Source organism: Bradyrhizobium sp. Mp27, assembly GCF_029953005.1.
GTDB lineage: Bacteria > Pseudomonadota > Alphaproteobacteria > Rhizobiales > Xanthobacteraceae > Bradyrhizobium > Bradyrhizobium barranii.
The window spans coordinates 18,731-32,453 of sequence record NZ_JASAUS010000066.1 but is presented as its reverse complement, the minus strand read 5'-3'; the positions used below and the strand labels follow the sequence as shown (position 1 = coordinate 32,453).

The 13,723-nt window shown below is 65.4% G+C and carries 11 protein-coding genes; 7 read left to right on the top strand and 4 right to left on the bottom strand.

Features of this window, described 5'->3' with window-relative positions:
• Positions 1–136: 136 nt before the first annotated feature.
• Positions 137–1,378, bottom strand: coding sequence for an ABC transporter substrate-binding protein (locus QJT78_RS28270; protein WP_028149368.1), 1,242 nt, complete (start codon positions 1,376–1,378; stop codon positions 137–139).
• 147 nt (positions 1,379–1,525) lie between these two features.
• Complete coding sequence (locus tag QJT78_RS28265; RefSeq protein ID WP_193376107.1) at positions 1,526–1,882, bottom strand: DUF1304 domain-containing protein; 357 nt, start codon at positions 1,880–1,882, stop codon at positions 1,526–1,528.
• A gap of 97 nt (positions 1,883–1,979) precedes the next feature.
• Here QJT78_RS28265 and QJT78_RS28260 point away from each other — a divergent pair, with 97 nt between their 5' ends.
• Entirely contained in the window at positions 1,980–2,510 is a 531-nt protein-coding gene (locus QJT78_RS28260) for a methylated-DNA--[protein]-cysteine S-methyltransferase (RefSeq protein WP_028149370.1), read from the top strand.
• 8 nt (positions 2,511–2,518) lie between these two features.
• Here the strand turns inward: QJT78_RS28260 and QJT78_RS28255 are convergent, their stop codons facing one another.
• A complete protein-coding gene (locus tag QJT78_RS28255) occupies positions 2,519–5,311 on the bottom strand; it encodes a [protein-PII] uridylyltransferase (RefSeq protein ID WP_028149371.1) in 2,793 nt (930 codons plus the stop codon).
• 188 nt (positions 5,312–5,499) lie between these two features.
• On the opposite strand from QJT78_RS28255, the gene QJT78_RS28250 reads away from it, so the two are divergent.
• The 6 genes from QJT78_RS28250 to QJT78_RS28225 all read left to right on the top strand — a co-directional run bounded on the left by QJT78_RS28250 (position 5,500) and on the right by QJT78_RS28225 (position 10,764).
• On the top strand, positions 5,500–6,471 hold the full coding sequence (locus QJT78_RS28250; protein ID WP_038943838.1) for an aliphatic sulfonate ABC transporter substrate-binding protein: 972 nt from the start codon (positions 5,500–5,502) through the stop codon (positions 6,469–6,471).
• Between the two features lie 323 nt (positions 6,472–6,794).
• Positions 6,795–7,640 carry an ABC transporter permease gene (locus QJT78_RS28245; RefSeq protein WP_028149373.1) on the top strand — a complete coding sequence of 282 codons (846 nt, stop codon included), beginning with the start codon at positions 6,795–6,797 and terminating at the stop codon, positions 7,638–7,640.
• A gap of 4 nt (positions 7,641–7,644) precedes the next feature.
• Positions 7,645–8,430, top strand: a complete 786-nt coding sequence (locus QJT78_RS28240; protein WP_028149374.1) for an ABC transporter ATP-binding protein — start codon at positions 7,645–7,647, stop codon at positions 8,428–8,430.
• 54 nt (positions 8,431–8,484) lie between these two features.
• Positions 8,485–8,994: an OsmC family protein gene (locus tag QJT78_RS28235; RefSeq protein WP_028149375.1), complete on the top strand. Its 510-nt coding sequence runs from the start codon at positions 8,485–8,487 to the stop codon at positions 8,992–8,994.
• Positions 8,995–9,130: 136 nt separating this feature from the next.
• Positions 9,131–9,946, top strand: a complete 816-nt coding sequence (locus tag QJT78_RS28230) for a hypothetical protein (RefSeq protein WP_028149376.1) — start codon at positions 9,131–9,133, stop codon at positions 9,944–9,946.
• A gap of 101 nt (positions 9,947–10,047) precedes the next feature.
• Positions 10,048–10,764 carry a hypothetical protein gene (locus tag QJT78_RS28225; RefSeq protein ID WP_028149377.1) on the top strand — a complete coding sequence of 239 codons (717 nt, stop codon included), beginning with the start codon at positions 10,048–10,050 and terminating at the stop codon, positions 10,762–10,764.
• A gap of 126 nt (positions 10,765–10,890) precedes the next feature.
• Here QJT78_RS28225 and mutS read toward each other — a convergent pair whose 3' ends face one another.
• Complete coding sequence (gene mutS, locus QJT78_RS28220; protein ID WP_028149378.1) at positions 10,891–13,626, bottom strand: DNA mismatch repair protein MutS; 2,736 nt, start codon at positions 13,624–13,626, stop codon at positions 10,891–10,893.
• Between the last annotated feature and the right edge of the window lie 97 nt (positions 13,627–13,723).

Below are 13,723 nucleotides of genomic sequence, written 5' to 3'. Positions count from 1 at the left end.
GCAGCCTTGCGGCTGCGCGAAGCGCAGTCCGCCAGGCGTAACCCACCACTTCTGTTGTCGCGGATGTCGAAGAGGTGGATTACGCCGAGCAGATGCGCTTTGCGCATCTGCAGGGCTAATCCACCCTACGCAGTTACTAACCCGCCGGGCCGTTGTCCTCGATGATCGGGCCGAACAGCTCCCAACGCTCGCCGTTGAACTTCATCATCTGCATCTGCTTGTTGACGCGATAATCGTTCGGTCCGGTGTTGATCTTGATGCCGGGCAGCGCGAAGCTCGGGGTGAAGTCCTTGATGTTGGCGACCTGCTTCATCACGTTCTCACGCGACAGGTCGTCGCCGCACTGTTTCAGCACCTGCGTCAGCAATTCGGCGACCGAATAAGCGTAGGTGTTGACCGTGTTGAGCTTGTCGCCTTCGGGGAAATACTTGTCCATGAAGGCGAAGAAGGCTTTCACGCCCGGATCGTCCTTCCACTGCGGGTCACTCGGCTCCTTGCCGTATTGGGTCGAGATGATGCCCTTGGAGATGTCGAGGCCGGCCGGCTTCAGCGTCGCCGAGATCGGGCTCGCATTGATGTCGAGGATGTGCACCGGCGTCCAGCCGAGCTCGGCCACCTTCTTGATGGCCTGCGCCGCGAACTTCGGCGTCGAGGCATCGTAGAAAAGATCGGCGCCGAGCGACTTCAGCTTGACCACCTGCGAGTCGACGGTCGGGTCGGTGACCTCGTAGGACACTTCGCCGACGATCATCTTGGCGGCCTTGTCGCCGAGGCCGCTCTTGAGGCCGGCGAGATAGTCGCGGCCCATGTCGTCATTCTGGTAGAGCACGCCGATCTTGGCATTGGGGTGATTGGCGAGAATGTACTTGGCGTAGATGCGTCCCTCGGACACGTAGTTGGGATTGTAGGCGATGGTCCAGGGATAGTTCTGCGGATCGTTGAAGCGTGCGGCGCCGGTGGAGGCCAGCAGCTGCGGGATCTTCTTGCCGTTGAGATATTTCTGCACGGCGGCGTTCGCGGCCGTGCCGATGATCTGGAAGGTGAACAGCACCTCGTCGCCTTCGACGAGCTTGCGCACCTGCTCGACCGTCTTCGGCGGCGAATAGGCGTCGTCATACTGGATCAAATTGATCTTGCGGCCGTTGATGCCGCCCTGATCGTTGATCATCTTGAAGTAGGCGGCCTGGGTCTTGCCGATATTGGCGTAGACGGAATAGGCGCCGGAGAACGGCACGGTCTGGCCGATCTTGATCTCGGTGTCGCTCGCGCCGGTGTCATATTTCTTCTGGGCGAGGGCTTGATTGAAGGGGGCTTGGCTGGCGGAGAACGCGAAGGCGAGCGCCGCCGTGGCAGCTATGAAGGCTCTGCGATTGTTCATCTTGGTTGTTCCTCCTGACGGAATTTCCGGTCGACGGTCTTTTCCCGTTGATTGCAACGGTCGCCATCGCTGCCGGAGAGTGTGGAGGAAGGTCCGGCGCCGCGCAAGGATCGCGACGCTGCGCCGAAGCGTCTCAGGTCACGAGAATCAGGTCAGAAACAGCGCAACCAGCGCGATCGCCGCCGGCAGCGCCTGCACGAGCAGGATGCGGGTGCTGACGGTCATAGCACCGTAGGCGCCGGCCACGATCACGCAGAGCAGGAAGAATGCCTTGATCTGGAACGCGAAGGCCGGGTTGCCGTGGACGAGGCCCCAGATCAGGCCGGCGGCGAGGAAGCCGTTATAGAGCCCTTGGTTGGCAGCCAGCACCTTCGTGATCTCGGCCTTTTCAGGCGTATTGCGGAATGTCTTCAAGCCAAGCGGCTTGTCCCAGAGAAACATCTCCAGGATCAGGAAGTAGGCGTGCAGTGCGGCGACCAGCGCCACCAGGACATTGGTGATCAGAATCAAGTTGAGCCCCCCAAAGCGTCAGCTTTCGGGTGGACGTTAGCACGGCCGGCATGGCAAGTGCGATGGCGTGTTTCGATGGCCTGGTGTCGCAATGCCCGCTCGATCAACCAAACCGCCTGAACGATTCGGTCTCGATCGTCTGACGACGCCGATCGGGATCGCGCTGCTCGTCACCGATGCCGAGGGCGCCTTGCGTGCGCTCGACTGGGAAGACTACGAGCACCGCATGCGCGAGCTGCTGCGCCTGCAATACGGCGCCGTGGATCTGAGCGATCAGCCTGCGCCGGCGGAGATGCGGACGGCGCTGTCGGGTTACTTCGAAGGCGATCTCGGCCAGCTCTCGGGCGTCGCATGGCGCGTCGCCGGCACGCCGTTCCAGCAAAAGGTCTGGACCGCGTTGGCAAAGATCCCCGCCGGCACCACGATGAGCTATGGCGCGATGGCCGCTAGGATCGACATGCCCAAAGCCATTCGTGCCGTCGGCCATGCCAACGGCTCAAACCCGATCAGCGTGGTGCTGCCCTGTCACCGCCTGATCGGCGCGGATGGCTCGCTGGTGAAGTACGGCGGCGGGCTGGAGCGGAAGCGCTGGCTGCTGCGGCACGAGGGGGTGGAGATTTAGCTCTCTCCTCACGCCGCCGGTGCAGCAATCGCCTTGTCGCCGGCCATCACGTGGGTCAGCGCGCTCTTGATTGCGGACTGGCGCGTCGGCGCGTTGATCTGTGCGCCCAGGAGGTCGGTGACGTAGAACACGTCGCGGGCGCGCTCGCCGAAAGTCGCGACATGGGCCGAGGCGATGTTCAGATTGAGCTTCGAGATCGCGGTGGTCAGCTCGTAGAGCAGGCCGGGGCGGTCGAGGCCGGAGACCTCGATCACCGTGTAGCGGTCGGACCACTGGTTGTTGATGGTCACTTCCGGCTCGATCACGAACGGCCGCGCCTTGCTGCGCACGGTGCGTCGCGCCACAACTTCGGGCAGACGCAGCTTGCCTTCCAGCACATCCTCGATCATCTCGCCGATGCGCGTGGCGCGCCGGCCCTCGTCCTCGTCGCGATCGTATTCCCTGGAGATCGAGATCGTGTCGAGCGCGCGGCCGTCGGTCGTGGTGTAGATCTGCGCGTCGACGATGTTGGCGCCGGCCGAGGCGCAGGCGCCGGCGATGATCGAGAGCAGCCAGGGATGGTCGGCGGCGAAGATCGTCAGCTCGGTGACGCCGCGCACCTCGTCGAAGCCGACATTGATCGCGAGCTTGTGGCCGGCCTGTTCGCTGGAGCGGACGAAGCGGGCATGGCGGATCTTGCGCGGCAGTTCGACCTTGAGCCAATAGGCGGGATAGTGCCGGCCGATATAGGCATCGAGCTCGTCCGCCGGCCACTCGGCGAAGGCCATGCGGAATTCGGCGTAGGCGGCCGTCAGGCGCTTGCCGCGGTCGACTTCCGAGAAGCCGCCGGTCAGCACCGGTTCGGTCTCATAATAGAGCGAGCGCAGCAGCTGCGCCTTCCAGCCGTTCCACACGCCCGGGCCGACGCCGCGGATGTCGGCGGTGGTCAGGATCGTGAGCAATTTCATCTGCTCGACCGACTGCACCACGGCGGCGAAGTTCTCGATGGTCTTGCGGTCGGAGAGGTCTCGCGATTGCGCGACCGTGGACATCGTCAGATGCTCCTCGATCAGCCAGGCCACGAGCTCGGTGTCGGCCGCGCTGAAGCCGAGCCGCGGGCACAGCCGGCGCGCCACCTTGGCGCCCGCGATCGAGTGATCCTCCGGCCTTCCCTTGGCGATGTCGTGCAGCAGCGTCGTGATGTAGATCACCGCACGGTGCTCGGGCCGGATCTTGCGGAAGAGATCGCTGGCGAGCGTGAACTCCTCGATGCCGCCGCGCTCGATGTCCTGCAGGAAGCCGACGCAGCGGATCAGATGCTCGTCGACGGTGTAGTGATGATACATGTTGAACTGCATCATCGAGACGATCTTGCCGAAGGCGCGGATGAAATGGCCGAGCACGCCGGTCTCGTTCATCCGACGCAGCACGATCTCGGCGTTGTCGGAGGTCAGGATCTCCATGAACAGCCGGTTGGCTTCCGGGTTCTCGCGCAGCTGCGCGTTGATCAGTCCGAGCGAGCGCGTCACGTCGCGCATCGCGTCCGGATGGAAGGCGAGGTTGTTCTTCTGCGCCAGGCGGAAGATCCGGATCAAATTGACCGGATCGTGCTTGAACACGTCGGGCGCGGCGACGTTGATGCGGTTGTTGTCGACGAGGAAGTCGTCGCTGTCCGGGACGCGGCGCTTCGCGGGGGCGGGGCGCAGCCGCGCCATCATCCGGCTCAGCACCGGAGCGGGCTTGGCCTGCTGGTCCTCGAGCTTGGCGCAGAGGATGGCGGTGAGGTTGCCGACTTCCTTGGCGACCAGGAAGTAGTGCTTCATGAAGCGCTCGACGTCCTGCATGCCGGGATGCGAAGTGTAGCCGAGCCGGACCGCGATCTCGCGCTGGAGATCGAAGGAGAGGCGCTCCTCCGCGCGGCCGGAGTAGAAGTGCAGATTGCAGCGCACCGACCAGAGGAAGTCGGCGCAGCGGCGAAACGTGCGGTATTCCTGCGCGTCGAACACGCCGCGCTCGACCAGCTCGTCGGTATCACGGACGCGGTAGACGTATTTGGCGATCCAGAACAGCGTGTGCAGGTCGCGCAGGGCGCCCTTGCCGTCCTTGACGTTGGGCTCGACCAGGTAGCGCGACTGGCCGCCGCGGCGGTGGCGCTCCTCGCGCTCGGCGAGCTTTGCGGTGACGAATTCGGACGCCGTGCCCTGCACCACGTCCTTGTCGAAGCGCGCGACCAGTTCGTCATAGAGCGGCTGGTCGCCGGTCAGGAAGCGCGTTTCCAGAATCGCGGTGCGGATGGTCATGTCGCCGCGCGCCTGCCGGATCGATTCATCGACCGAGCGCGTGGCGTGTCCGACCTTCAGCCCCATGTCCCAGAGACAGTAGAGAATGGCTTCAGCCACCTGCTCACCCCAGGCGGTCTGCTTGTAGGGCAGGATGAACAGGAGATCGATGTCAGATTCCGGCGCCATCAGGCCGCGGCCATAGCCGCCGGTCGCGACCACCGCCATGCGCTCCGCGCCGCTCGGGATCGGCGAGCGGTAGAGATGCCGGGTCGCCGCCGAATACAGGATGCGGATGATCTCGTCCTGCACGTGGCACAGCCGCTCGGCGCAGCGCCTTCCATGACGGTCCTTCAGCAGGATCGCCTGCGCCGCGGCGCGCGCTGCGATCAGCTCGGCCTTCAGCATTTGCGCCATGGCCGTGCGGAACGTGTCCTCACGTCCCTGATGCTTCTCGGCAAGCGCATCGACCGCGGCGGTGATCCGCGCGGTGTCGAAGCGATCGTCCACCTCGGCCTTGTGCTCAGTCGCGACGCTGTCCATGTCTCACCGGATATAAGAGGTGACAGGCGCTGTCACCCGCCATTCTCTGGCAATAGTCGTTCCATGCTGGAAAAGGCCGGCCTCGGGCAAAATCGTTCTCGGTTGAGGGGCTTTCGGGATAGCGATTTTCTCGTTGACCTCTAGAAATAACTCATTGAAAAACAATGAAGTTTTTGAGGAGGCTGGGCATGACCGGGATTACACGACGTATTCTGTTGGCGGGCGCTGTTGCGCTCGCCATGACCCCTGCGGCACGGGCGGCGGATCCGCTCAAGGAAATCCGCATCGACTGGGCGACCTACAATCCGGTGTCGATGGTCCTGAAGCAGAAGGGTCTGCTGGAGAAGGAGTTCGCCAAGGACGGCATCAGCATCATTTGGGTGCAGTCGGCCGGCTCCAACAAGGCGCTCGAATTCCTCAACGCCGGCTCGATCGATTTCGGCTCGACCGCGGGCTCGGCGGCGCTGGTCGCGAAGATCAACGGGAACCCGATCAAGTCGATCTACGTCTATTCGCGTCCTGAGTGGACCGCGCTGGTGACATCAAAGGATTCCAAGATCGCGAGCGTTGCCGATCTCAAGGGCAAGCGCGTCGCCGTGACGCGCGGCACCGATCCGCACATCTTCCTGGTGCGCGCGCTGCTCGGTGCAGGCCTCACCGAAAAGGACATCACGCCGGTGCTGCTCCAGCACGCCGACGGCAAGACCGCGCTGATCCGCGGCGACGTCGACGCCTGGGCCGGCCTCGATCCGATGATGGCGCAGGCCGAGGTCGAGGAAGGTGCAAAACTGTTCTACCGCAAGGCGGATGCCAACACCTGGGGCATCCTCAATGTGCGCGAGCAGTTCTTGAAGGACTATCCGGACGCCGCCCGCCGCGTGCTCGCGGTGTATGAAGAGGCCCGCAAATATTCGCTGGCGAATTACGATGATCTCAAGAAGACCTTCATCGCCGTGACCAAGCTGCCGGAGGCCGTCGTCGACAAGCAGCTCAAGGAGCGCACCGAGCTCACCCACAGCCGCATCGGCGCGCCCCAGCGCGAGTCGATCCTCGCCGCAGGCCTTGCCCTCCAGCAGGCCGGTGTCGTCGACGCTAAGGTCGATGTGAAGGCGACGCTGGATGCCCTGATCGACGACCAGGTCCCGCTGCCGACGAATTGATCTGTGTCTTGTAGCCCGGATGGAGCGCAGCGAAATCCGGGACTGCTCTCCTGCGGCAACGGCCCCGGATTGCGCTTCGCTCCATCCGGGCTACGCAGGTGGATAGAGGCTCGCTGCGGCAACAAACTCCACTGTCGTCCCGGGGCGCGAAGCGAGCCCGGGACCCATAACCACAGGGCGTGGTTTGGCGCGAAGGCGGTCACTTCGAGTCCCCGTAACCATGCCTTCCTGTGGTTATGGGTCCCCGCCTTCGCGGGGACGACGCAAGAAAGCGCGGCAAGAGTAGTGTTGCATTCCCCGACCAGACGCGCTTCCTACCGGCCATGATCTCCGACGCGCCAGTGCTGCAACAGACATCGGAACCGGCCGAGAGCGCCGCCGCGCCCTCGCGGCTGTCGCGCTACGCGCGGCCGGTGCTGGGACTGTTGCTGCCGCTCATCCTCGCGGTCGGCTGGGAGCTTGTGGTCTGGCTCGGCTGGTCCAACGGCCGTCTGGTGCCGCCGCCCTCGCGCGTGTTTGCGACCATCACCGAGCTTGCGCGCTCCGGCGAGCTGGTCCGCCACATCGCCGCGACGCTATGGCGAGTCGGCCTCGGCTTCGCCTTCGGCGTGGTCGCAGGCACCGTGCTCGGCGCCATCTCCGGCTATTGGTCGCTGGCACGCCGGCTGCTTGATCCGACTGTGCAGGCGCTGCGTGCGATCCCTTCGCTCGCCTGGGTGCCGCTGTTCATCCTCTGGCTCGGCATCTTCGAGACCTCCAAGATCGCGCTGATCGCGGTCGGCGTGTTCTTCCCGGTCTATCTCGGCGTGATGGGCGCGATCCTTTCCGTCGATCGCAAGATCGTCGAGGTCGGTCGCACCTTCCGCCTCTCCGGGTTCGCCATGATCCGCCGCATCCTGCTGCCCGCGGTGCTGCCGGCCTATGTGGTGTCCCTGCGCGTCGGCCTTGGTCTGGGCTGGATGTTCGTGGTGGCAGCCGAGCTGATCGGCGCTTCCGAAGGCCTCGGCTATCTCCTGCTCGACGGCCAGCAGCTCGGCAAGCCTGCGCAGATTTTGGCCGCGATCGTGATCTTCGCCATCCTCGGCAAGCTCACCGACTGGCTGATCGAGGTCGGGGCTGCGCCGTTCCTGCGCTGGCAGGACGCCTTCGGGCGCGCGAAGGGGGCGTAACGCGATGCTGGCGCTCGACCGGGTCAGCAAGACCTATCCCAACGGCGTGCAGGCGCTGGCGCGTTTTTCCGCCGAGATCAAACAGGGCGAGATCGTCGCCATCATCGGCGGCTCCGGCTGCGGCAAGTCCACGCTCTTGCGCGCCATTGCCGGCCTCGATCGCGCGAGCGCAGGCACGGTGACGCTCGACAGCGAGGCGATCAGTTCGCCGCACGCAAAAATCGGCATCATCTTCCAGGAGCCGCGGCTTTTGCCCTGGCTCAGCGTCGCCGACAATATCGGCTTCGGCCTTGCCGACCTGCCCGCGGCTGAGCGGCGCGAGAAGGTGGCGCGCGCGCTCGCCCGCGTCGGCCTCGCCGACAAGGCGCAGGCTTGGCCGCGCGAGCTCTCGGGCGGGCAGGCACAGCGTGTCGCGATCGCGCGTGCGCTGGTGCCGCAACCGGAAGTGCTGCTGCTCGACGAGCCGTTCTCCGCGCTCGACGCCTTCACCCGCAGGGATCTCCAGGATCATTTGCTCGACCTCTGGGCCGACACCCGGCCGACGCTCATCCTCGTCACACATGACGTCGACGAGGCCGTGGTGCTGGCTGATCGCGTTTTGGTGATGCGGCCGCGGCCGGGCCGGCTGTTCGACCGGATCGAGATCAATCTCGGCCGGCCGCGCGACCGCAATTCGCCGCTGTTCGAGAATTTCAAGCGAAGTGTGCTGACATCACTCGACCGTTCGCTCGACCGCAACGTGCCCGACCGTGACGCAACCCAGGGTCCCGGTCAGGCCATGTGGTGGTGACATTTTCTCTCTGAGTCGGTACATCGAGGGACGATTTTTCCGGGAGAGAACAAGATGGACGCCGCAGCACTGCGCCAGATGCAGGCCCCGATCAAGGAACGCTACAAGACCGATCCCAAGACGGCGATGATCACGCTGAAGGCCAAGGGCTCGACCGACAGCGAAGGCATCGCCTGCAAGGTCGAGACCGGCCGCGCCATCGCGATGGCGGGTCTGCATCCCGCCACCGGCGGCTCCGGCCTCGAGCTCTGCTCCGGCGACATGCTGCTGGAAGCCTTGGTCGCCTGTGCCGGCGTCACGCTGAAATCGGTCGCGACCGCCATCGAGATTCCGCTGAAGACCGGCAACGTCTATGCCGAGGGCGATCTCGATTTCCGCGGCACGCTCGGCGTCGACAAGGAGACCCCGGTCGGCTTCGCCGAGATCCGCCTGCGCTTCGAGGTCGACACCGACGCGCCGCAGGACAAGCTCGATCTGCTGCTCAAACTCACCGAGCGCTATTGCGTGGTCTACCAGACCATCAAGAACGGCCCGAAGGTTTCGGTGTCGATGCAGCGGATGTGACTTCCTGACCCTCCCCTTGAGGGGGAGGGTCGATCGCGCGCAGCGCGAGCGAGGTGGGGTCTCTCCACTCGTCTCATATTTCGCTACGCTCCATATGAGCCGACCCTCCCATTCAGGGCAGGGTAAGAAGCCAAAAATGCCCCCCGAGCTCCACTTCATCATCCTCCTCGTCCTGCGCATGGCGATCGCCGCGGCGTTCGTCGTGTCCGCGTCGTTCATTGCCGAGCGCACCGGTCCGGTGATCGGCGGACTGGTCGCGACCTTGCCGATCTCGGCCGGTCCTTCCTACGTCTTCCTTGCGCTCGACCATGACGCCGCCTTCATCGCGCAGGGCGCGCTGTCGAGCCTTCCGGTCAACGCCGCGACGATCGTCCTTGGGCTCACCTATGTCGTGCTGGCGCAGCGGAACAATCTGCTGGTGAGTGCCGGCAGCGCGGTCGTGGTGTGGATCGTGCTGGCCTCCATCATCCGCCTGTTCGACTGGACCTTGACGGCCGGGCTCGCCGTCAACCTGGTCGCCTTCGGCATCTGCATTCCGCTGCTCGCACGGTACCGCCATGTGAAGATGCCGCTGGTGACGCGTCGCTGGTACGACATTCCATTCCGCGCCTCGCTGGTCGCGACGCTGGTTGCGATCGTGGTCTCGACCTCGGGCTGGGTCGGCCCGCGGGTGAGCGGCGTCATCGCGCTCTACCCGATCGTCTTCACCAGCATGATGGTGATCCTGCATCCGCGCATCGGCGGCCCGCCGACCGCCGCCGTGCTCGCCAACTCCGCCTGGGGCCTGCTCGGTTTCGGTCTTGCAATTGCGGTGCTGCATGTCGGCGTCACGCAGTTCGGCTCGGCGATCGGCTTGAGTTGCGCACTCGCCACCTGCATCGGCTGGAACCTGACGCTGTGGTGGATGGGACGACGGAAGAGGCCGATGCATCAGCCGCGCCGCGCTTCGTAAGGCGAGGTACGCTAGGCTTGGGACCTCAGCCCTGCGTCAGGATAGTTAGTTACCGGGGCTGGCAGACCCGCTAAACTGGCAACAGAGCAAGATCGGGGCGTGTGGTGGAGGGATTGTACAAGGTCGAATACGATATCAACGACGGCTCCGGCCGCAGCGTGCTGTACGCCCATGCCGGGAAAATGCTTGGCGGCAACACGGCCTTCGCCCACTTCGGCACCTACGAGATTGTGGATGGCGAAATCGTCGCCAGGCTCCGGACGAAGCGCCACAGCCGGTCGCCGCAGCACAGGTCGCTGGTCAGTTCCGACGCCGTCACAATCAGTATTCGCGGTCGACCGCAGGGCAAGCTCTACCGCTTCGAGGGAGAGGTGGTCGAGGACGCCTCGGTGTTTCGCGCCGTGATGACGCCGCTCGGCGACGAGGATGTTCCCCCGCCCGGTGCGGTCGGCGAGGGCGGCATCGTCAGCGGACTCTATTCGATCGACATCCGGATGCTGGATGGAATTACCGGTGGCCATACCGGCGTGATGTTGCTGCGCGACGGCCGCATCCTCGGCGGCGATGCCTTCTTCTATTATCTCGGCGCCTATTCTTCGGCGAACGGTCGCTGGAAGGGCGAATTCGTCAATCAGGAACACACGGCGGCAAAGAGCGAGCATCCCTTGTTCGGTGGCTATGAGGTAGGCATCGGCTTCTCCGGCCACTGCGATGACAAGGGCGCCGACATGGAAGCGATCGCGCTCGCCGGCAAGCGCAGCATCCGCCTCGCCGCCACCTTGAAGCTGATCGAGCCGTTCGCCAGGGCGGCCCGCTGACGGCCGGTACGCCGGCGAACACGGCCACGCCGTCGCAATTCCGCCTGCAGCACACAGCCCGGCGTCGCGGCTCGCCTCATGGCTTGTCGGTCAGAGTAACCGCCGGACGCGGAAGGTTCGCTGGCGCTACTTCGGCAGCTTGGCCTTCAACGCATAGAGCGCATCCAGCGCCTCGCGCGGGGACATCTCGTCGGGGTGCAGCGCCTTCACCGCGTCCATCAATAGCTCCGCCTCGCTCGGCGGCGCGGCTTCCGCGGCGGCGCGCGAGGGCACGGCGAACAGCGGGAGATCGTCCACCAGCGCTCGCGCGGTCTGGCCGCGGTCTTGCGCCTCCAACTTCGCCAGCACCGATTTGGCGCGCGTGATCACGGCCGGCGGCAGGCCGGCGAGCTTGGCGACCTGGATGCCGTAGGAGCGGTCGGCGGAGCCCGGCAGCACCTCGTGCAGGAACACGACATTGCCCTGCCATTCCTTCACCCGCACCGTCGCGTTGAACATTCGCGGCAGTTTTGCCGAGAGCGCGGTCAGCTCGTGATAATGCGTGGCGAACAGCGTACGGCAGCGGTTGCTCTCGTGCAGATGCTCGATCGCGGCCCAGGCGATGGAGAGGCCGTCGAACGTCGCGGTGCCGCGGCCGATCTCGTCGAGGATCACGAGCGCGCGCTCGCCGGCCTGATTGAGGATCGCTGCGGTCTCGACCATCTCCACCATGAAGGTGGAGCGGCCGCGCGCGAGGTCGTCGGCGGCGCCGACGCGCGAGAACAGGCGGTCGATGATGCCGATCCGTGCGCGCGTCGCCGGCACGAAGCTGCCGATCTGCGCCAGCAGCGCAATCAATGCGTTCTGGCGCAGGAAGGTCGATTTACCGGCCATGTTGGGACCGGTCAGCAGCCAGAGCTGGCCGGATTTTTGCGCCGGTGTTGGCGAGAGATCGCAGGCATTGGCAATGAACGGCTCGCCATTGCGCTTGAGCGCCTGTTCTACGACGGGATGGCGGCCCGCCTCGATCGCGAAGCCGAGGGATTCATCCACGTCCGGCCGCACATAATTGTCGTCGACCGCGAGCTTGGCCAGCGAGGTCGCAACGTCGAGCAGTGCAAAGGCATGGGCGGCGGCACGCAGATCGTCGCTGATATCAAGCGCCTTCGCGGACAGCCGCTCGAAGATCTCGAGCTCGAGCCCGAGCGCGCGGTCGCCGGCATTGGCGATCTTGGCCTCGATCTCGCCCAGCTCCGAGGTGGTGAAGCGCACCTGTCCTGCCAGCGTCTGGCGATGGATGAAGGTCGCGTTCAGCGGCGCCGACATCAGCTTGTCGCCGTGCTGCGCGGTGACCTCGACGAAATAGCCGAGCACGTTGTTGTGGCGGATCTTGAGGCCCTTGACGCCGGTATGATCGGCGTAGCGCGCCTGCATCGAGGCGACCACGAGACGCGAGGCGTCGCGCAGGCTTCGCGTTTCGTCGAGCGCGGGCTCGTAACCCTGACGCACGAAGCCGCCGTCGCGCTTGATCAGCGGCAGCTGGTCATCGAGGGCACTTGCGAATTCAGCGGCGAGTTCGCGCGACGGACGCTGCAGGGCCGCCATCACCACCGCGATTTCCTGCGGCGGCTGGTCGAGCTCGCCGAGGCGCGTCAGCACCTGGTCGGCGGCGATGATGCCGTCGCGCAGACCGGCGAGGTCGCGCGGTCCGCCGCGGCCGACCGAGAGGCGGGCCAGCGCCCGCGACATGTCGGGCGCGCCGCGCAGGATGCTGCGGATGTCTTCGCGCGCAGCGGAGTCCGCAACGAAGGCGCTCACGGCATCGAGCCGCCGTGCGATCGCGGGCGCGTCCGTCAGCGGGGCGGCCAGCCGCTGCGCCAGCAGGCGCGAGCCGGCCGAGGTCACCGTGCAGTCGATGGCGTCGAGCAGCGAGCCGCGCCGTTCACCCGCGAGCGTTCGCGTCAGCTCGAGATTGGCGCGCGTGGCGGGGTCGATCGCCATGGTCGCGCCCGAGGCCTCGCGCGTGGGCGGCGACAGCGGCGGATGCTTGCCGACCTGGGTGCGGTCGACATAGGTGACGGCGGCGGCTGCGGCGGTCGCTTCGAGCCGCGTCAGTTGCGCCAGCCCGTCCATGGTCGCGACGGCGAAATAATCGCACAGGCGTTTTTCCGCGGTGGCGCCATCGAAGACGTCGCGGGTCAGCGGCGTCACCGCCGGCAGCTCGCGCAAGGTCTGTCCGAGCTCGCTGTCGTTGTAGAGCGCGTCGGTGACGATCGCCTCGTTCGGATTGATGCGCGCCAGCGTCGCGGCGAGCTCACCGCTAGAGCATTCCATCACCGTGAATTCGGCGGTCGAGATGTCGATCCAGGCAAGCCCAAAACGGTCGCCGCCACCGGAGGCGCGGGCGCGCGCGATCGCCAGCAGATAATTGTTGGCGCGCGCATCGAGCAGCGTGTCCTCGGTCAGCGTGCCCGGCGTGACCAGCCGCACCACGCCACGACGCACCACGCTCTTGTTACCGCGCGCTTTGGCGGCGGCGGGGTCCTCGGTCTGCTCGCACACGGCGACCCGGTGGCCGGCGCTGATCAGGCGATGCAGATAATCCTCGGAACGCTCGACCGGCACGCCGCACATCGGGATGTCGGCGCCCTGATGCTTGCCGCGCTTGGTCAAGACGATGCCGAGCGTTTTCGACGCGATCTCGGCGTCCTCGAAGAACAGCTCGTAAAAGTCGCCCATCCGGTAGAACAGCAGCAGGCCCTGATGCGCCGCTTTGATCTCCAGATATTGTTCCATCATCGGCGTGACGCGCGCGGCAGCTTCCGCCGGCGGTGCGGGCGTGGATTCGGGTTCTGGCGCGGGGATGGGCTGTTGCATTGTCATGGGCGGCGCAACCTACAAAATTTCGCCTCCTGCTCCTACCGGTTTGGCCGGCGAGGGGAGGTTTTCCACGTTGTCCGCAGCACGGCATGCATTGGCA

What these genes read in the sequence shown, in the direction of transcription:
- QJT78_RS28255 (WP_028149371.1), bottom strand. Translation starts at nt 5,311, where the DNA reads ATGGACAGCGTCGCGACTGAGCACAAGGCCGAGGTGGACGATCGCTTC.
- QJT78_RS28230 (WP_028149376.1), top strand. Translation starts at nt 9,131, where the DNA reads ATGCCCCCCGAGCTCCACTTCATCATCCTCCTCGTCCTGCGCATGGCG.
- QJT78_RS28245 (WP_028149373.1), top strand. Translation starts at nt 6,795, where the DNA reads ATGATCTCCGACGCGCCAGTGCTGCAACAGACATCGGAACCGGCCGAG.
- QJT78_RS28235 (WP_028149375.1), top strand. Translation starts at nt 8,485, where the DNA reads ATGGACGCCGCAGCACTGCGCCAGATGCAGGCCCCGATCAAGGAACGC.
- QJT78_RS28260 (WP_028149370.1), top strand. Translation starts at nt 1,980, where the DNA reads ATGCCCGCTCGATCAACCAAACCGCCTGAACGATTCGGTCTCGATCGT.
- QJT78_RS28270 (WP_028149368.1), bottom strand. Translation starts at nt 1,378, where the DNA reads ATGAACAATCGCAGAGCCTTCATAGCTGCCACGGCGGCGCTCGCCTTC.
- mutS (WP_028149378.1), bottom strand. Translation starts at nt 13,626, where the DNA reads ATGACAATGCAACAGCCCATCCCCGCGCCAGAACCCGAATCCACGCCC.
- QJT78_RS28240 (WP_028149374.1), top strand. Translation starts at nt 7,645, where the DNA reads ATGCTGGCGCTCGACCGGGTCAGCAAGACCTATCCCAACGGCGTGCAG.
- QJT78_RS28250 (WP_038943838.1), top strand. Translation starts at nt 5,500, where the DNA reads ATGACCGGGATTACACGACGTATTCTGTTGGCGGGCGCTGTTGCGCTC.